14 protein-coding genes and 2 pseudogenes are annotated in these 18,646 nt (G+C 68.1%); 6 read left to right on the top strand and 10 right to left on the bottom strand.

What is annotated here, in order from left to right:
• Nucleotides 1–55 precede the first annotated feature (55 nt).
• The 3 genes from ABT123_RS36030 to ABT123_RS36020 all read right to left on the bottom strand — a co-directional run bounded on the left by ABT123_RS36030 (nucleotide 56) and on the right by ABT123_RS36020 (nucleotide 4,354).
• On the bottom strand, nucleotides 56–382 hold the full coding sequence (locus ABT123_RS36030) for a site-specific integrase (RefSeq protein ID WP_351322550.1): 327 nt from the start codon (nucleotides 380–382) through the stop codon (nucleotides 56–58).
• Complete coding sequence (locus ABT123_RS36025) at nucleotides 379–684, bottom strand: hypothetical protein (protein WP_351322548.1); 306 nt, start codon at nucleotides 682–684, stop codon at nucleotides 379–381. The genes ABT123_RS36030 and ABT123_RS36025 overlap by 4 nt, the downstream gene beginning before the upstream one ends.
• Before the next feature lie 202 nt (nucleotides 685–886).
• Nucleotides 887–4,354: an NB-ARC domain-containing protein gene (locus ABT123_RS36020; RefSeq protein WP_351322546.1), complete on the bottom strand. Its 3,468-nt coding sequence runs from the start codon at nucleotides 4,352–4,354 to the stop codon at nucleotides 887–889.
• A gap of 431 nt (nucleotides 4,355–4,785) precedes the next feature.
• On the opposite strand from ABT123_RS36020, the gene ABT123_RS36015 reads away from it, so the two are divergent.
• From ABT123_RS36015 to ABT123_RS35995, 5 genes are all read left to right on the top strand, one after another.
• Entirely contained in the window at nucleotides 4,786–5,781 is a 996-nt protein-coding gene (locus ABT123_RS36015) for a hypothetical protein (RefSeq protein WP_351322544.1), read from the top strand.
• Between the two features lie 99 nt (nucleotides 5,782–5,880).
• Nucleotides 5,881–6,177, top strand: coding sequence for a transposase (locus ABT123_RS36010; protein WP_351322541.1), 297 nt, complete (start codon nucleotides 5,881–5,883; stop codon nucleotides 6,175–6,177).
• The gene (locus ABT123_RS36005; protein ID WP_351322539.1) at nucleotides 6,174–6,320 is read left to right on the top strand and encodes a hypothetical protein; all 147 of its coding nucleotides are present in this window, start codon (nucleotides 6,174–6,176) and stop codon (nucleotides 6,318–6,320) included. Before ABT123_RS36010 ends, ABT123_RS36005 begins: the two co-directional genes overlap by 4 nt.
• Nucleotides 6,317–6,523 carry an IS3 family transposase gene (locus ABT123_RS36000; protein ID WP_351322554.1) on the top strand — a complete coding sequence of 69 codons (207 nt, stop codon included), beginning with the start codon at nucleotides 6,317–6,319 and terminating at the stop codon, nucleotides 6,521–6,523. Before ABT123_RS36005 ends, ABT123_RS36000 begins: the two co-directional genes overlap by 4 nt.
• Entirely contained in the window at nucleotides 6,492–6,956 is a 465-nt protein-coding gene (locus ABT123_RS35995) for a DDE-type integrase/transposase/recombinase (protein ID WP_351322552.1), read from the top strand. The genes ABT123_RS36000 and ABT123_RS35995 overlap by 32 nt, the downstream gene beginning before the upstream one ends.
• A 209-nt stretch (nucleotides 6,957–7,165) precedes the next feature.
• Here the strand turns inward: ABT123_RS35995 and ABT123_RS35990 are convergent, their stop codons facing one another.
• From ABT123_RS35990 to ABT123_RS35960, 7 genes and pseudogenes are all read right to left on the bottom strand, one after another.
• Nucleotides 7,166–11,023, bottom strand: a complete 3,858-nt coding sequence (locus tag ABT123_RS35990) for an SAV_2336 N-terminal domain-related protein (protein WP_351322537.1) — start codon at nucleotides 11,021–11,023, stop codon at nucleotides 7,166–7,168.
• Nucleotides 11,020–12,057, bottom strand: coding sequence for an AAA family ATPase (locus ABT123_RS35985; protein ID WP_351322535.1), 1,038 nt, complete (start codon nucleotides 12,055–12,057; stop codon nucleotides 11,020–11,022). The genes ABT123_RS35990 and ABT123_RS35985 overlap by 4 nt, the downstream gene beginning before the upstream one ends.
• On the bottom strand, nucleotides 12,054–13,961 hold the full coding sequence (locus ABT123_RS35980) for a VMAP-C domain-containing protein (RefSeq protein WP_351322533.1): 1,908 nt from the start codon (nucleotides 13,959–13,961) through the stop codon (nucleotides 12,054–12,056). The genes ABT123_RS35985 and ABT123_RS35980 overlap by 4 nt, the downstream gene beginning before the upstream one ends.
• Before the next feature lie 71 nt (nucleotides 13,962–14,032).
• Nucleotides 14,033–14,425, bottom strand: a complete 393-nt coding sequence (locus ABT123_RS35975; RefSeq protein WP_351322531.1) for a CU044_2847 family protein — start codon at nucleotides 14,423–14,425, stop codon at nucleotides 14,033–14,035.
• A gap of 272 nt (nucleotides 14,426–14,697) precedes the next feature.
• Nucleotides 14,698–15,087 (bottom strand): annotated as a pseudogene (locus ABT123_RS35970) (transposase); the annotation flags it as partial.
• Between the two features lie 119 nt (nucleotides 15,088–15,206).
• Nucleotides 15,207–15,659 carry a DUF5959 family protein gene (locus tag ABT123_RS35965; protein ID WP_351322529.1) on the bottom strand — a complete coding sequence of 151 codons (453 nt, stop codon included), beginning with the start codon at nucleotides 15,657–15,659 and terminating at the stop codon, nucleotides 15,207–15,209.
• A gap of 112 nt (nucleotides 15,660–15,771) precedes the next feature.
• Nucleotides 15,772–16,013: pseudogene (locus ABT123_RS35960) on the bottom strand (transposase); the annotation flags it as partial.
• Nucleotides 16,014–17,050: 1,037 nt separating this feature from the next.
• On the opposite strand from ABT123_RS35960, the gene ABT123_RS35955 reads away from it, so the two are divergent.
• Nucleotides 17,051–17,563: a hypothetical protein gene (locus ABT123_RS35955; protein WP_351322524.1), complete on the top strand. Its 513-nt coding sequence runs from the start codon at nucleotides 17,051–17,053 to the stop codon at nucleotides 17,561–17,563.
• Nucleotides 17,564–18,646 lie beyond the last annotated feature (1,083 nt).

Genomic DNA, 18,646 nt, shown 5'->3' with positions numbered 1-18,646 from the left:
ATGACCTTGAACTCCGTTGATCCGAGCCGTGCTTGGTGGATGGTGATCGGTATTTTCATTGGTTCTCCGGGACACGGCGGCTGACGTCGGCGGCGAGGGTGAACAGCGCGGTGGAGCGGTTCTGCCGGGGCCGGATCCCGATCTTGTGGAGACGCTGGCCGATCCGGTCGTCACCGAGCGGGTGTCCGGGGCGGCCGCCGGGAAACAGCCAGGGGACGTCGTCCGGTGTTCCGAACCTGGTTTTGCCTCGGCGGGTCGCGACGAGTTCGCGGACGAGTGCGGCCAGCGGCTCGGGGAGGACGACCGGCGAGGTGCCGAACGTGATCGCGACGGTGCCGTTGTCGAGGTGAACGTCGCCGACGGTAAGCTGGCTGATGGTCATGAGGTCCAGTGCTCCAGGTCAGCCTGGGTGCAGTCGCTGAGCGTCAGGCCATTGCCGGCTAGCCAGTCGAGGAAGTTGGCCGTTGCGGTGACGTGGCAGCGGACGTTCAGGGCTTGGAGATGGGGACGTCGGAGTCGCCGCAGGTGCTGCCAGACTGCGTATCCGTGCAGGATCCGGCGCTCAGCGGGATCGGTGCGGGCCTGAACCGCAGCCCCGTGGACGCTGCGCCCGATGACGACGGACCTGGCCAAGGCTCGGGATCGGCCGGAGTCCTGGACCGACGTCTCCGGCGTCGAAGGCATCTTGTAGTCATGGCTTGGCGCTGACCGATTGTGCGCAGGGGCTCCGCCCCGCGTCCCCACAACCCTGCGACAGGGACCGGGTCGGACTGCACGCCGTGGTGGGTGGAGGGAAGACGGAGCTGGAGGGGCCTCGCTGGGGCGGCCCTCCGTGGGGCGCGGCCGGCCGGGGGTGGCTGCGTAGGCCTGTGGCTCGTTTCCCATGTCAGGGCCGTCTTGTGGTGGCCGGGTCCAGGGAGTATCCGAACAGGCCGTGGTCGCCACCGACGTACAGGGAGCGGCCGTCCGGTCCGAACGCGAGGGCGTGGAGTGGGCTGCGGGTACGCATGAGTGTCAGTGCGCTCTCCTGGCCAGGGTCCCAGATCCGCACGGTCATGTCGGCGCCGGCCGACGCGATCCTGGTGCCGTCCGGGCTGATGGCCACCGCGTTCACCCGACCGGTATGGCCGATGAGCGTCCCTATCGCGTGTCGGCTGTGGATGTCCCAGATCTGGATCGTTCCACGTTCTTGGGATGCCGCCAGCCATGTGTCATCGGGGCTGATCGCCACGCCGGTGTTCCTTGTCCACTTGTCGTCGCGAAGGTCGTGCCGTTCCGCCCGCCACCATCTGTCCCCGGTGTAAATCTCGATGCTGCCCCGAGCGGCGAGCGCGAACCAGTTCCCGTCGGAACTGACGGCCACAGAGTTGGCTTTGCCAAGGCGGTCTGGGATCTCATATGCCATCGAAGAACTTCGGCTGCCTGCCGAGCCGTCCCGGTTGACCGTGATGACCGTCGTGTTGTCCGGCCTGACGGCCAGTGCTCGGACACTGCCTCGCCGGCTCGAGACCGACTCCTGCCCGGTGATGCGGTTGAACAGTCGTACGGATCCGTCTCTTGCGCTCGTCGCGATCCTGGTGCCGTCCGGGCTGATGGCCACCGCGTCGAGGTGGCCACGGTGGCCGGTCAGTGTTCCCGTCTTCTCCCCTGTCACGGGGTTCCACGTGCGAGCCAGCCCGTCGTCGCCGGTCGTCGCGAGCAAGGTGCCGTCCGGGCTGATCGCGAGGGTACGTACGGCGACGACCGGGCGTCTTTCGCTGGTCGGCCCCGTATCGACGGATGTATCACAGACGCGTACCGCACCGTCTGCTCGGAGGGCGGCGAGCCAAGTGCGGTCGGGACTGATGGCGATGCTCCGCACATGGTCGATTCCGGTCAGGGCGTTGAGTTCGGCTCCGGTCGCGGCGTCCCACAGCCGCACCGTGCCGTCAGTGCCACTGGCGGCCAACCACGTGCCGTCGGGGCTGACGGACAGGGCGTTCACCGCACGGGGATGGGCTGTCAGCGCCCGGATCTCGGCGCCGGTATCCGTGGTGTGCAGACTCACCGTGCCGCCGCTCCCGGCGATGGCGAGCCACCTGCCGTCCGGGCTGACGGAGGCGGCGCGCACCGGGCCCGCACCGCAAGTTGCGGTGGTCAGCAGGGTGCCGTCGGCGGTGTTCCAGGTCCGCACTGTGCCGGCGGAGTCGACTGTGGTGAGCAGGGCGCCATCAGTGGTCGCGCCGACCGCGCACACGGCGTTCGGGGACCAGGCCGCAGGTGCGCCGCTCGGTAGGGCGAGAGTGCGCAGCCGACTCCAGGAGGTGGTGCTCCACAGTTGTGTGGTGCCGTCGCGGTTGACAGTGGCAAGCCATGCGGCGTTCGGATCGGCGACCAGTGCGACTACCCAGCTGGTGTTGCCGGCGAGGGTGTGTACGTGAGCTCCGGACGCCGTGTCCCACACGCGTACGGTTCCGTCCACACTGGCTGTGGCCAGCCACGTGTCCGTCGGACTGATCGTCAGCGTGCCCAGGGGGCCGTTCTGAGCTTCTCCGAAGGTCCTGATCTCCGTGCCGGTGCTGACGCTCCGGATGCGAACGGCGCCGTCTTGGCCGGCGGTGGCGAACCATGTGCCGTGGGCGTTCACGGCCAGGGCGGTCGCGCCGTGGTTCGTGTCGGCGTGGCTGCGCATCAGCGAGGGGTCGGGCAGGTCCGGTGGGGCCCACTTGTTGACCAGAGTGGGGTGGGAGGTGGGGAGGGGAATGCGGTGGGTGTTCCAATGGGGAAGCGGTCCAAGTCGGCTGCGGAGCACGGCGTCGAGGGCCTCGGGCGGGTCGGTCGGTGTGAGCAGGTGCGCCGCACGGGCCAGATCCCGTGCCATGGTGCGCGTGGCCGGGGTTCGAACGCGATCGAGGTCGCGGATGGCGGCGTTGGGCCCCAGCCGGTCCAGGTGCGCCCTGATCCAGCGCAGGTCACCGGCCAGCGCCTGCGCAGCGTCTGTCCGGCCGGCGTCCACGAGGTGTCCGATGAGGTGGTCTTGCAGGTAGCGGCTTTCGGTCTGCCACCATGCTCTGACCACGGGTGTCGTTGTGTCCGAAGCGGGGACAGCTTGGGGTAGGTCCACGGCCAGGGAATCCACGAACGTGCGGTTCACCGCAGCCAGCTCGCCGGCGAGTTCGGCGCGCTGGTAGTCCCGGACGACGTCGTGGACCTGTACGACGCCTTCAGCCACGGTGGTGTCGAGGGTGAGCAGGGACAGGTCCGCCATCTGTTTGCACAAGGCTCGCGCCCGTGCTTCCTCCAGATGACCGGTGGCCTGCCAGAGCCGGAGTACCAGCGGTACGGGGATGATTTCGTCCTCGGCGAAGATGCCGAGTTCGGCGAAGCGTCGGCCGCCGTTGGGCGGCAGCAGGGTGGTGGCGGCCTGAATGCTCGCGCGTACGGCGGCGTTGCGTCGCTTGGGGTCGTTCAAGTCCAAAGGGGCATCGGGATCGTCCGCGCCGGTCGGCCCCTGCGCACGCAGCCGGTTGAGGAGCTGGTAGGCAGCGGCGGCGGGGTCGGCGCCGGTGGCGGCCTGAGCAGCCAGACGCTGATTGGCCATGCGCAGGAGCAGTGCCCATCGACCCGTGGCGTCGACCAGGGCGCGTGAGATTGACTCGGGTAGATCCAGACCGTGCGTCAGGACCGCCAGCGCCTGTTGCGACGACATCCGGTCAACGGTGACGGGCCTCGATCCCGGTGGCAGCACACCGGGGTTTCGCGTGGTGACCAGTCTGACGCACGTGCGAGAGGCACCTTGCAGGAACGGCGCCAGTTGCTCGGCTTCCCAGACGTCGTCCAAGACGAGCAGCATGCGGGGCTGCTGTGCGAGGAGGCCCGCCAGGTGTTGGCCTGCCAGGTCGGGGTCCTGACCGATGTCCCGCGCATCGCCGGTGAGATACCGGGTCACCTCGGCCACCTTCGCCGCGATCGCCGATCGACCGCGCACCTCACGCCCGATCGTGACGACGTAGACATGACCGCGGAAATGGCGACGGACCTTGGGATCCGCACACACAACGTTGGCTAGCACGGTCTTCCCGAAACCGCCCGCGCCATGGAGACCCGTGGTGATACCCACCGCCCCACCGCCCCGCCGACGGCACACCGCGGCGACGACTTCCCTCACCTCGGCCCTGTCCACCACCCAGTCGGGCACCACCGGCGCCGCGGACAGGGGGAGTCCCGCCTCTGAGGCCTTACCGGCGCTGGACATGCGCAACGCCACGATGAGCGCGGCGATCCCCGCCGTGGCTCCCAGGACACTGGCGACGGGGTCCGCCTCGCCCCAACCGTCCCGCACCGCCATCGCGCCCAGCCAGACCACCGCGGCCACACAGCAGGCCACTCCCGCACGGACGCCCCAGTTCCTTCCCCGACCCATGGGGATGATCCTCGCCGCCCGCCCCGCGGCACGCCACCCCTTCGCCGTGGTCGGCGGCACCACGAGGTGTTCATCAGGAGTGGGAGTTCTCCTTAGCCTGTCCGGACTCGTTCTCGGCTCGGTGTTCGACGCGGGGGAGTTCCGTTCCCACTGGAGGTCGGGATGGTGATCGGATTCGTCATGCTCAGTGACCGTCTGTGCACAAGGCATCTTGTGGACAGGGCTTGAAACTGTCCATTTGACCGCAGCCGGGGCGTCGGGATGAAGGGTGATCTGGCATTCACTGAGGAGCGGGAGGTGAGCCACGGATGCTCGGCAGGCGGTGCCGGTGCGGCGTGATACGACAGGGGGATGTCCGACCGGCGGCGCAACGGGGGAGAAGCATGACGTCTGAGGAGCTCGTGTTCGATCACGAGGAGGTACAGGTTCACGGATTCGAGCTGTACGAGGGAACTCAGCTCGACGTGCGCGCGGTGATCGCGGGCATGCCGAAGAACGTCAAGGACGGATTCCTTTTCGAAGAGGTGGCCTGGAGCCGTTTCGGGCATGCCTATGGCTCGGGACACGATGTGACTGAGCGACTGACCCGCTTGCGCTCCCAGGATGCCGAGACGGCTAGGCTGGCCTTGGATCTACTGTGGGGCAGTGTCGTTCACCAGGGCACGGTCGGTTCGGTGGCCCCGCTGACGGTGCCGTTCCTTCTGCGGACCGCTGCCGACCCCTCGGCGCATGTACGTGCAGGCATACTCGGCCTGGCAGCCGCGGCAGCGCGACAAGAGCACTGGGGATACGGCACTCGCAGTACCTTCCTCAGGGTGGCCACGCAGGAACTGCGGTGCGACTGCGGCGGATACTTGATGAACTGGTCCATCGAAGCGTCACGCAACGCCGTCACGGCCGATGTCGACCTGCTTCTTCCGCTTCTCGACGATGCGGACTCCGACGTTCGTACCTCCACTTGCTACACCCTGGCCACTGTCTCGGGCGAGGCAGGCCGCATCACCGACGCCCTCCGTGCTCGCCTGATCATGGAGAAGACTCCCCGGGTCCGCGCGAGCCTCGTTCTGGCCGTTGCGGAGTTGGGCCGCGAGCACACTATCGCCGGCACCGCCGTCTGGGCCCGCGCCCTCTGGGCTGATCCCACACAGCCCGCAGATGTCCGAGTGCCTGCCGCACTGGCCTGGCTCTGCCTCGTGGACGATCCCGTCCCGGACGACTTGCGGGCAACGCTTGATGTTCTGGTCACGGATGGCCTGGCAGAGGTCCTCGACGGTGTGCCGTGGATTGCACATGTCGACGACAACGGACTTGACCGCATCCTCGATCAGATGCTGAACAACGCGCTCCCGGGTGTCCAGCGCGATGACCCCTGGGCCTGACTCCGTCTGTGTCCGGCCATCCGAACTGAGGTTGCTTCGGTTTGGCGGACATCCGAGATCTGGGCTGGTGCCCGGGGAGTGGTGTCCATGATGGAGAACATGCCGAAGAAGAAGCCGCGGCCCAGGCGGCAGTTCACGGCCGATTTCAAGGCCGAGATTGTCGAGTTGTGCCTGCGGGCTGACCGGTCTGTGCCCGAGGTCGTGAAGGACTTCGACCTGACCGAGACCGCAGTGCGGCTCTGGCTGGCCCAGGCCGACGGAAGCAACCAGCATAAGGACATCGAGCGTGACGAGTGGGCGGAACTCGCCGAACTGCGGCGGGAGAACCGCCGCCTGCGGGAGGACATCGAGATCCTCAAGCGGGCCACGGCATTCTTCGCGAGGGGGACCCGGTGACCGTCGACCCGTTCATCGAGGCGGAGAAGCAGGCAGGTCACAACGTCAAACGGGCGTGTGAACTGATGAAGGTCTCCCGGTCCGCCTACTACGCCCGCCAAAGTGTCACCCCGGTTTCCGGGCAGCCAGGGACGCTGAGCTGACCGCCCAGATCACCGAAGTCCACACCCGGTCCGGCGGCCTCTACAGCGCCCCGCGCGTCCATGCCGCCCTCCTGCGCGACGGCCATTCCTGCGGCCGGCGACGGGTCGCCCGACTGATGCGGGGCCACCGGTCTCACCGGCTGGCACCGCAAGCGCGGACAACGGACCACCATCCCCGACCCTCACGCACAAACCCGACCTGACCTGGTCCGACGCGACTTCCGGCCCGACCCGGCCGCCCTCGACACCCGCTGGTGCGGCGACATCACCTACATCGCGACCGGCGAGGGCCGGCTCCACCTCGCCACCGTGATCGACATCGCCTCCCGCCGCGTCGCCGGCTGGGCCACCGCCGACCACCTGGGCACCTCACTGGCCGCGGACACTCTCAAGGCCACCTGCCACCAGCGGCAACCGGAAGGAACGGTCGTCTTCCACTCCGACCACGGCAGCCAGTACACCAGCCAGGTCTTCGCCACCCTCAAGAACGAGCTGGTCAGCCAGCGCCGGTGGCACAGCCGGTCCGTCGCGCGAAGCGCGATCTTCGACTACATCGAGGGCTGGTACAACACCCGACGACTCCACTCCAGCCTCGGCTACCAAAGCCCAGCCGAGTACGAAACCACCGCAGCCTGACCAACACACGCAACCTGTCCACCAAACAGGAACAACCTCACAGCTCCCAGTCGGGGTAGAAGCGGCGTGAGGCTGGGGCGAGGAACTGGAAGCGCGTCAGGTTGTGCTGGTCGCCCGCCACTACAAAGCCATGGTCACCCTCGCCTGCGGATTCGTCGACGGGAGCCTCTGTGGGAGAAGGCGTCGGACTGTCCGACTGACAGCTGACCTCAGCCGTCCGCCCCCCCTGCCGCGCGCTGCACCCGTTGCTCCGCAACTTCGACGTCGAAGCGTCCCGCCGGGTCACCGTCGCGGCTGCGTACGGCGGCACGGACCAAGGCCAGGTAGTACACGGCCGGGGCGCACGGCGTCCACGTGTCGACGTGCTTGTTCAGCAGGAACGAAAGCACGGAATCGGGGTCGGCAGGCACGAAGTCGTATTTGTCGTGCACCCACTTGTCCTCGATTCCGCGGGCCCATCGCTGGCGCAGTGCCCGCTCGTCCAGGTCGTGGAGTTCCGCGCTGAAGAACGCCGCCCACTGGTTGTTCCGGAGGTCCAGGCCGAAGCCGAGAAGTTCGAGGTCGAGGCTGTCCGCCGCCTGAATCGCCAGTTGCTCGCGCAGGGCGCGCCGGGCCACGGCGTGCAAGCTGATCCGCATGTCTGGCCCGAGGTCGTCGTTGACTGCCATGCCCACGTTCGCCGAAGAGTTCCAGCGCGAGCGGTTCGGTCCCGCGACCCTGCCGCTGCGGTGCGAGAACAACATCTTGCCGTCCCTGCGGGTCCGTACGGCCACGTGAACTCCGAAGCTGCAGGACATGAACGAGGGGGCGTGGACGGGGTCCCGGTTTTCCAGGTACTGCTGGCGCAGAGTCAGCCCATTCGTCTGCGGGCGGTCGAGGTTGATGGATGTGGTCAGGAAGTCGAAGTAGTCGGCATCCCGTAGCGAGAGCGTGACGATCGGCGACTCGCCGATGTGCGTGCGGGACACGGTCAGTCCATCGACGGCGAAGCGGCGGGAGTTCCAGCTGTACGGTACGCCCGCCGCCTCCTTGCGCTGCTCCTGGTCCTCGATCGTCCGCCGCCAGCCTGCGATCTCCTCGGGGAACGTCACGCGCTCCGGGGTGTAGCGGATGCGGACGTTTTCCTCCTCGATGGAGCGGGTTCCGTCACCTTCGTAGATGTGGCAGTCGGTCGGATGGCCGAACAGCGTGAAGGAGTCACGCCCCCCCGCGCGGATCCCGCTGTCCTGCATCGGCCGAGTGAGCCAGGACAACGCCGCTGGCGGCGCCGCCGGGCGTGCGGAAGCCGGCAACGCCCGGATCGCGCGTACCAGTTGCCGAAGACTCTCCTCGTACTCATCCGGCGTCATCCCTCTACGGAAGTCGAAGTACCCCCGTTCGGCGATGAAGGAGGGGATTCTCGTCAACCCCCCCCAGAGCACCGGGAACACCCGCGTGCGGCCGTCCGCGGTGGCCGCCTCGAACTCCCTGTTGGCCCACTCGGAAGCGAGCCACCCCGGACTCACCACGGCCACCATCACGTCGGCCTTCGCCAGCCCGTCCCGCAAGCGTGCGGCCACATCCTGTCCCAGGGACAGTTCCCAGCGGTCGAGCCACACCGCAAGTCCTCGCCGCCGAAGATCTTCGGCCAACGTGACCGCCCATTGCCCGTCCTCATGCGCGTACGAGACGAACACGTCGTAGCGCTCCGGGTTCGGGAAGAACGGCTGCTCTGCTGCACCCGACGTGGAGAGAAAAACCTCCCCGCCCGCTCCGCCATACCGTGAGCCGAGGAACTCCGACATTTTTCGCCGCACCTCCCCCAGATCGATGAAGCGACCACTGCCGACGGTCACGGGAACGGACAATGCGTGAGCCAGCGCCACGATGAACCGGCTTCCCTCCTCCGACTCGTAACTGGCCGAAACGCTGAGCACTGACAGCTCGACCCCGGGCCGAGAGGAATGGACGAGCCGCCGAAAGGTGTCGTCGCCGGCGGCATCCGGATCGCCGACACACGTGTCCATGAGGAGTAGCAGATGCCCGACTCCGCTGCGGAGCAGGCCCTCGAACGCCGCCTCGGGGATCAAGGTGGTGCGTGCGTCCTGTCGCACGCTGTCGGAGGCCAGCAAACGCAGTTGCCCGCCCACACGCTCGGCGAATCCGGCGAAGTACACGACGACCACGTCGGCGGGACCCAGTGAGGCGTCGACAGCCCATTCACGCAGGCCCTGCACCAGCTCGGTGCGTTTCGGATCGGCGGCCAGTTCGAGCAGTACGTGTGTGTAGCCAAGCCTCTCGAAGATGTCGTGCACACGCACGATGCCCGGCCGCACGCCAGGGAGGTCACCCAGCGACGGGTCCTCATGACGCGAGACACCGATGGTGACGAGGAAGCGGCGTCCCTCCGTGTCCGAGCCAGACGGGACCGAGATCTTCCCTGCGGATTCCGCCGAGGGCTTCGGCACCAGGTCGTCCACCGGCGTCCGTACGCGCGGTGTCGCCGGGGCCGTGTGCCTGCCCTGTCGTCGGCGTACGAGGTTGTGCACCTCCGCCCAGTGACGCGCGCCGATCGGCAGGGCGAGCGTTCCGTCGGGGTCCCGCACGGCGGCCGTGAAGCGAGCGCCGCTCGTCGGAGCATTCCGGTCCACGTACGCCGAAACCGCGGCGATCACTTCGTCGGCCTCGTCCCGCCGGATGCTGCTCAGCAGGCGTTCCCGTACGCCCGGTACGAACTCGTAGGCCTGGTTCAGCGCGTCGTCCGGGCGGCTGCCGCCGTTCACCTTTCGCAGCAGTCCGCTGTAGACGATCTCCGCCAGGTCGGACAGCGGGCTGGCCGGCAGCATCGCGGACTGCACAGTCCGCATCACCCCGAGATTGAGCGGGGCGGCGGCGAGATACGCGGCGAGACGGAGGACATCCGGCTGTGCCTGGGCCTGGAAGTCTTCGAGCATGATGCTCCGGTCGGGTACGTCGATGTCCCCGGGCGCATCGACGCGGTGGTGCGGAGATCCGGGTGACACGGGCAGCAGCATGGCCGCTCCGTCGAACGCGGCCGGTTGCGCGATCGCGTGTGCCCACGGCCCCAGCCATTCGGGAGTGACCCCCAGCACCGGTACCGGGACGCGGTGTCCCACAACGGGTGGCCGCAGCCCGTAACCCGTATACAGCAAACGGGAATTGGGACTGCCCGCCTCTGTGCTGCGAAAGCGCCCCGGCTCGGGCGCCAGGGCTGTCCGTGCCCACACGTTCTCGGGGAGGGTCTGGAGAACGGCTGTCGGGCCGTGGTCCGCCCACGTCCGCAGCGCCTGGAGCATCGGGCCGGCGCGCCAGGCCGGTGCCACGCCGTCCGTGAGGACCAGGGTCACCGTGCGGCCGGTCGGATCGACGAGCGACCCCGTCGAGCGAAGCGGCTGCGACGACGTTGACGAAACTGTTCCTGTTCCGATCCCGGGGGCGCCGTCGCCGCGGGGAGCCAGACAGTGCAGCCGGACATCGCGGAACGCGCCGAGCTGGAGCAGCAACGTGCGCAGCTCACGAGCGAGCGGCTCCCAGAAGACGGCGCTCTCACCGTAGGAGTCCAGGACGATCCGAACGTCGAGCCATCGGTCTGCCGCCGGTGCGAGGACCGGGATCCAGTGATCGTGATCGGCGATCCGGCTGACGGTGGCGTCCTCATCCAGGACGGTCCGGACCCTGGAGGGAACGCGCCGTTTGAGCGGGCGCAGGGCACGCGCCAGCTCGCGGCGGCGCGGCAGCGCCGGCGGACCCGTGACGCGGACCGGCGCCGCCCGTTCGACCTGTGGCTCCTCCTCTCCGTCCGGGGAGGGGCGCCTGGGCACGTACAACCGCGTGACCTCGGACTCGGAGCGGTCGTCGTCACCGGCCTCTGGTGGCTCCTGTTCGGCGCCGCCTTCCAGAGCGGGCGGCGTCGAACGTCCCTCGGTCGGCATGGCGGTCGACGAGGTCCGCCCGGTCTCCTCGGGCAAGTGCCGTGCCAGCCAGATGAGTTCAGCGACCTCGCGAGGTGTGGGCGACTGCTCTGCCGGACACAGGTCGGCGAGCAACGCGCCGAGCCGCTCGATCACGGTTTCGCCGGAACCGTCGTATTGAGATGCTGGAAGACCAATTCGCTGAGCCGATCGAGGCTCGGCGCACCGTCACCTGTCGTACGGCTCACCAGGTAGATGGCGTTGAGAAGCTGGTCGGTGGCCAGCTCGCCCGAAGCAGCGTGGCTGAGGAACCGGCTGATGACTTCGTCGACGTCCTCGGCCGCGGTGGGGAGATGCGCCTTCACGATCGTCCGCAGCCGTTCGTCGCTGTCGACGGCGGGGAGATTGAGCCTGACACAGCGGCGGAGGAACGCGGGTGGGAACTCGCGTTCGCCGTTGCTCGTCAGGATGACGAAGGGGAAGGTGCGGCAGCGTACCTTGCCGCTCACGACCTTGACCGGTTCGCCGTCGTCCGCCGGACGGACCCGGACCGTGGGATGTCTGTCGACCACCCGGGAAAGCTCCGGGATCTCGAACACGCCTTCCTCGAAGACATCGAGGAGGTCGTTCGGCAGGTCGATGTCGCTCTTGTCGATCTCGTCGATGAGCAGGACGCGCGGCAACGCGTACGGCGCAAGGGCCGTCCCGAGCGGCCCGAGCCGCAGGTAGCGCCCGATGTCCGTGGCGCGCTCCTCTTCCTCCTCGGAACCCGGTGGGGCGTCCCTGACCGCGCGGGTGACTCCGGCGTCCTCCAGACGGCCCAGGGAGTCGTACTGATAGAGACCGTCGCGCAGTCCGGACTTGCTGTTGATCGGCCAGCGCAGCACCGTGCCCAGCTTCAGTTCACGGGCGACCGCGTAGGCCAGTGTGGACTTCCCTACGCCGGGATCGCCCGTCACCAGCAGGGGGCGGCGCAAGTAGAGGGCCGTGTTCACTGCCTCGACCGTGTCCTCCTCGGCCTTGTACGCGTCGGCCTTCGGCAGTCGCCGGTCCCCGTGGGACTCGACGTTCCGGTCGAACGGCGTCACCTCACCGGTGTGTTCGAAGTCCCGCCACGGCGGTGGGGCCGGCAGGCGGTCGATGCCGTCGTGCGGCTCGCGCACACCTTGATAGATCCGCCACTCGCTCATCGGGAGCGTCCTTCCTGGGCCGGGGCCAAAGGCGATCGAGGGATTTGGCGCAGCGGGTCGTCCCACAGCAGAACGATGTCGCCACCGAGGTGCCCCTCCCTCTTCGGGGGCTTCTCCGCATCGACGCGCAACCGGCGGATCCGCTCGGGCAGGTCGTCCCGCCGCGCGTCGTCCAAGGAGGCACACAGCTCGGTGAAGAATCCGTTGCCGGGGCACGCCCGACGGCCCGGTACCCCGCACCTGCCGCCGTCGGCGCGCTCGCAGGCCGGGCTGCCCCGCCGCCACATCATCATCGGTACTCCGGACGCGACGGCCACCTGGTAGGCGTCCGAGACCGGTGGCGACTGGGGCGTACCCGCGAGCGCGAGCGCGCCCAACGCCGGGTCGTTGTCGAACGAGGCGTCCAGTGCGGCCTGATCCTGGTCACCTCGGCCGCACACGCACACCACCATGTCGCCGACCGCCTTGCCGTCCAGTTGCTGCCAGCGCTCAGCCCACGCAGCATGCAACGAGGGCGCCTCGTGTCGCTCCAGCGGCCGGACGACCACCTGTTGCTTGCGGCCCAGCGAGAACCAGGGCAACCGCGGCCAGAGCTTGAGATCGGCGAAGCCTTCGTCGAGTGCCTCCACGGGAAGGATCAACTCGATCAGACCGGGGCTGGTGGCCCCACCCATGATCTCGATCTGCGCGGGCAGCAGCTCCGCCATATGCTTAACCGCCTGGTCCAGGGGAAGCGCGTCCGACTCCGGGGCGGCCGGCCGGATGTCGCTCGCCGAGCGGTATCGCCACACCATGACGTGGTACAGCCGCCGGTCGCGCATGGAGTGTCGAATCCTGCCGATGATCGAGGGCTGGACTTTCGGCCCGGGCTGCTCGGCCAGACGTTGCTGCATCGTGTCACCGAGTCCCAGCCTGCCCGCCGTGATCAGCACTCGGTCGCGCAGCTGCTGGACAGCGCCTTGCCAGGCCGGCCCCGCTGTCGCGCCCCGGCGGACGAGGTCGGCAGCGAAGGCCAGCTCGTAAGGAAGCCCACCGTCCTCGGGCGGCATCTGGGCGGCCAGCTGGGTGAAGACGTCACGGTGGTCCAGCAGCGGGTACGACGCGGGCGGGAGGGCGCCTTCGACGGCCGCGGCGAAGAACGCGGCGAGATGACTGCTCGTACCGGAGAGGGTCTCGTCCATCGAGTCCTCCGGCAACTGGGAGATGAGCGCCAGCAGTTGCCGCTCCTCGGTGGAATTGAGCGCCGTGTCGAGGCCCTCGTCGGCCCCGACCGCGTCATGCCTCACGACGCGGTCGGACAGCCGGGACCATCGGTCGTCCTGCCCGTGAAAGGCGTCGTGTGCCCGGATGAGGTTGCGGTAGACGTCCGGGTCCAGCAGCCTCAGGGCGCTCACGGGGGTACCCAGACCTCCCATGGATGTGTTCCGCAGTCTGGTCGCCTTGACGATCGCGCAGACACCACCGGACTCGTGGTTCAGCACCGGGCCACCGGACAGCCCTTTGTTGACCTCGCCGCCCACTAGCTCCAGCATCTCGCCGACCTGCAGTTTCGTGGTGCCCCCGCGGACGAGGGCGGCGGAGCGCTCAGCCGCGCTGCCGGGCTCGTAGACGTCGGAGAAGCCGATCGCGGTCAGGCCGGCGTCACGCGAAGGAGTCACGGTGTCGAGCCAGACGCACGGGTGACCCGAGGGGGCGTCGAGGAGTCGTACGACAGCCAGATCGGGATACGGCCACAGTTCCCTGCCCTTGGGCGGGGCCGACGCGGTCAGCACGATTCCCTCGAACTCCGTGTCCTCCCAGAAGACGGGCAACCGAGTCCCTGGCTGCGCCCCCGCCACATGGGCGCAGGTCACGACGTGGCCCGGGGCGACGAAGAAACCCGTCCCCTGCGTTACCCCCTGCACGCGCACGCGACAGGAGCCCAGGTGTTCCTGAAGAAGGGACTGGGGTGAGGGCCTGCGCACAGCGGACGGCCTCAGTCCTGAACCGGTGGCACCGGGGGTACGGCCGGGGGCTGTGCCGGCTGCGGTGGCACGACCGGTGTCGCCGGTGTGGCGGGCAGCCCCTGGCCGTTCCAGGTCAACGTCACCTTGAACGCCGCCTTGCCGCTGCCGCCGACTACTGCGGCGACAATGCCGCTCTCACCGACGGCCAGTTCCAGACCGAACTCGACACTGGTCTCGTCGGGGCGGGCTGACGCCACCGCATTGCGCACATTGGAGGCGACGGTCTGGAGCGCCTCCTGGAACCCGTCGAGCTTTTCCGTGATTCGCTCGCCGAGACCCGAGTCGCTCGGCCCGTCGCCGTCGTCGACCGTTGCCCAGATGACCTTCTCGTCCGGCATCTGCAAGCGCACGAGCTGCGACATGACTCCCCCTCAACTGCTTCGCGTGGCAGCTCACATCGTACGAGCCGTGCGTCGAATCCGAAGACCGATCACCGAATCACTGCCTCGTGCCGGGGTCGCGCTCGACCGCACGGCGCCGTCTCCCGGAGCCGGCCTGATCCACACGACACTGCCTAGTAGTGCTTTGTTAGGTGGTGTCGTAGAGCTGCCATGGCACGGTTTGCTGGCAGGTGGGGCAGGTACCGGTCCAGGTGGCGATGAGGTGTTGGAGGAGGTCCAAGGCCGGTAGAGGGTCAGAACCTGGCAGGGGCTTTTGGGTTCCTCCGATGTTCGGTCAGAAACAGGTGGGCGGCGGTGACGAGGGTGACGTGCCGGTGTCAGCCGGCGAAGGAACGGCCCTCGATGTGGTCCAGGCCCAGAGCGGTCTTCAGCTCGCGGTAGTCGTGCTCGATCCGCCAGCGGGCTTTAGCGAGGCGGACGAGGTCCTTGGCGGGGGTGCCGGCCGGCAGGTTGGAGATCCAGTACCTGACCGGCTCGTCGTGCCCCTCGGGCCATGGGGCGATCAGCCAGACCACGGGAATCGTGCCATCGGCGGCGGGCTTGGGCCGCCTGCCGGCGAGGCGGACGCGCAGGAGCACGAAGTGCGAGCTCATCGCGGCCTTGGATCCGTTGCGCCAGGTCAGGGTCCGTTCCCCGGTCCCGGCCCGCGGCCATCACGTGTTCGCATAAAAGAGCGTTTTGTCCCGGCAGGGGTGTTTGAGAAGTAGTCGATGTGGCTGACCTTCGGGGGCGTGCGTCCGACTTAGCGTTTGCGGTTGGAGCCCCACTCGTAGCTCATGGGAGCCGTCTCCACGACTTCGCTGGGCCAGGTTTTTCGGACCTGGTCGAGTCGCTGGTGGTGGTCCTGAATCCAGGTCTCCTCTGGTCCGATCCCCAGCGCGAGGCTCATGCGGTCGGGGTCCTGGACCATCAACGACAACGTGCGGTCCTCGTGCATGAAGAAGTCGAGACTCAGCCCGCGGTCGCCACCGATGGTTGCGCCCTTGCCCGGTGTGAACTGGGTCAAGTCGTGCTGCCAGGTGTTGAGGTCCTGCCGGAACAGGTGGAGCTCAAGTCTGGCGTCGACGAAACTCGCGGAGACCAAGACATCGGCTTGCAGAATGTCGTGGCCGGTCAGTACTCCGGGTTGGTAGCGGCCGGTCACGCGGACGACGCAGCGGTTGCCATCCGCGTCTCCCAGATCGATCAGGTTCACCGGGGCCGGTTCAGTCACCGTACGTCTCGCTCTCTTGAGAGGGGCTAACCTGCATCCTCTCGTATCGCCGGGTGGGCTTGTCGGGCCGGCGAGTCTGCTGCTCGCGCTCTGGCTATGAGTCCTTCCAGTTCGGAGTTGACTCTCGGGTGAGCCTGCGGCTCATCAGGTCGATCACTGCGAGGCGGATCATCGCTTCGGAACGGTGCGGATGAGTTTCATAGTCGCGGGCCAGTCGGCGGTGGTTCATCAGCCAGCCGAAAGTCCGCTCGACCACCCAGCGCCGCGGGATGACCTTGAAGCCCTTCTCGCCCGGGTCGCGGCGGGTGACCTCGACATCATGCCGAGGGTGGCCCCAAACGGGTGAACCCCGGGCAGCGGCAGGACGCTGCGCCCAACGTCCTCCAGTCGATCCGGACACGACTGGGACGGCTGCCGGCTTCCGTCGGACCTGCTGGCCGACCACGCTGGCCGCGCTGAGGCCCCGGATCCCAGTCTGCTGGTCGCCACCCTGCAACCGGCCCTCAGGGCGAGGCTGGATTGGCCTGGTGTGCCGCTGGCCGTTTCGGAGGGGTGTCGTGCAGAGAGGAGATAGCTGGACGCTGGCCGTTCGGGATCAAAGGCGTCGATGCAGCCAATGATGCGCGGCGGCCAGCGTCATCTTGATGTCGTCGCTCCATGAACAGACCTCCAGCCACGACAGGCAGCCGCCCTACGTGAAGGCCAGGACCTCACCGGGGCACTCACCGGCCTCGGTGACGGGCTGTGCTTCGCCCGCCACGACAGTGCTGAGGACGGTGGGGGCGGGCTCCACCTCGGTGGTGTCGGGTTCGAAGTAGGCGGTACCGCACCCGCATGTACAGCGAGGTCGCACACTGAGGTGCGGAACCTGTCTCCGGAGCGCGACATGAACCTGATTGCCCGAGTTCAGGACTGCCGCAAGCACGTCGGCTACGTCGGCAGGCAGGCTCTCGGGCATTCCGTCGCTGTATCTGACCAGCGGCCTGCGGGACCCGGCGAAGCCGGCCTACCGCCGTTCGGCAGGCTGTGACGGGCCGGGGGGTCCACGGCGCGGTGACCCTGGCCGCGCTTCGGCTCTGGCTCCGTTCCTGACCTCTCAGGCGTCCTTCCTATGCTGATCGACTCAATCGTCGGCCGCGACGAGTAGCGTGATCCGTCCAACTGAGCGTTCGATGAGCACGAATTCGTGGAAGTCGTCGTGCACACGCCCCCGGCCGTGGTTGGCTCGGTCCCCGAGCCCCCTCAGGTGGGGGATGTGGTCGGCTGCGGACAAGCGGTCGAACGCCTGCTGCTCCGGATCTGCTGCAGTACCCGTCAGAAGCTTCAGGATCGTCGGCTGTGACAGACTTCCACCTCCCAGCGGTTGAAATGGGATGGCGATTTTGGGCGATGCGGTGTCAGCTGATGAATTGGATGGGGAACCGGACGACGTGCGGTTTGCCCACTACCGGAGGGCATTCGAGGAGGTAGCCGCAGCGGATGCAGCCGCCCTCGTCACCCGTGTGCTCACCGACCTCGATACGGGGATGGCGAGCAGCGCCGTATGCGAGTACCTGGACCGGCGGACCGCTGAACTGCTCGCGGACCCTGGCTATCCTTCCTGGTGCCTGGAGATGACCGGTCCCGTGGCGGTGGACGACTTCTCCGCCCGGCGCCTGCGTGAGTGGACTCTGCTGCGGGCGATGACTTTGGACGAGCCGTGGGAGACCGAGGTCCTGCTCGCGGCCTCCAACTGGCTTCAGCTTCACATTGCAGAGGAGTCCTCGGCCGTGATCGCTCTGGCAGCACTGGCTGAGGGTGGCCGTACCCGGCGCATCCGCAACATCGCCAAGTCCCGCCTGTCGGCCCCCGGTTGCCGACGCCAGCCGCACCGGCTCACTGAGTAGCTCCGCGCGGGGGCGGGGAGCCGGCCAGCTCCGCAAGATGGAGAGCGACTACGAGGGCCCCAGCGCGCTGGAGCACTTCGCAGCACGGCCCACCTGGTGGACACGGTTCTTCGGCCCCTGGTGACCCACCCGCCCGGCCTCCACCCTCAGCCGACCCCTGCGCGTCGGCTGGGGCGCAGGGACGGACCTCGGCAAGATCTGAAAGAGACGGCATAACACCCCACGGCTTGACGGCTTAACTCTGTCGGCGGCGCAGGGGCCGGCCTGGCGTTCCGGCGGGGGAGGGTGCTGCGGTTCCGTGCGGGCAGACGCCGTGCCGAGGGGGGTGCGGCCCGGTGGTGAGGCGGGGGCGTGATGGCCAGACCGATGTGGACGGGGGTTCTGTCGTTCGGGCTGGTGACTTGTCTGAACCATCCCACCTGTGGGCGCTGGCGCTCGGAGGACAACGGCCAAGCTGCTGAACGCCCGGCAGGCGCTGCGCAAGGCAGGGCGGCGCGGGCTCCGACCGCCCGCCGGGCGTTGCTCGAATCACGGCACGGTGTTGGTACTTGCAGTGGCGCGCTGCGTGAGCATTGGAAGCTTTGAGGGACTCCGTCAGAGGATGCAGATCGGTCACCCATGCGACCGCGGCCGGGATGGACGCCTCTGTGGCCACGAGTTCGTCGCCTAGCTCAAAATGCTGCAGCAGCTGCTGCACGATCCGGACGGGCTCCGAAAGGTTGTCGGCGTACCCGGCTATCGCCTGGACCGCTCCGTCCAGCACCGGGTCCTCATCCAGCTGGTCCTGCATCCCGCTGAACATGCTGTTCAAGGCAGGCATCGCGAGGGATAGCAACGAGAACTGACACCCACGGACCTTGCGCACTGGTCCTGGCTCGCGGGCATGGCGCTGTCCAACGGATTGACCGTCGTCGTACCGCGGCGTCTGCCTTGCCGTCCGGATCGAAGTCGGCTGTCGTCACGCCGACGGCTGTTGCTGCCGGGGTGCCGGCCTGGACGACGAGCCGTACGCCCCGTGGGCGGCGGGCCTGCGCGAGGAGGCGCAGGCCGTCTATCTGGAGCTCCTCACCCAACTCGCCGAGG

It is taken from the genome of Streptomyces sp. NPDC002054, assembly GCF_040296685.1.
Classification (GTDB): Bacteria; Actinomycetota; Actinomycetes; order Streptomycetales; family Streptomycetaceae; genus Streptomyces.
Note: the sequence above shows the minus strand (reverse complement) of the source record. Positions and strands in the feature narration are given on the sequence as shown.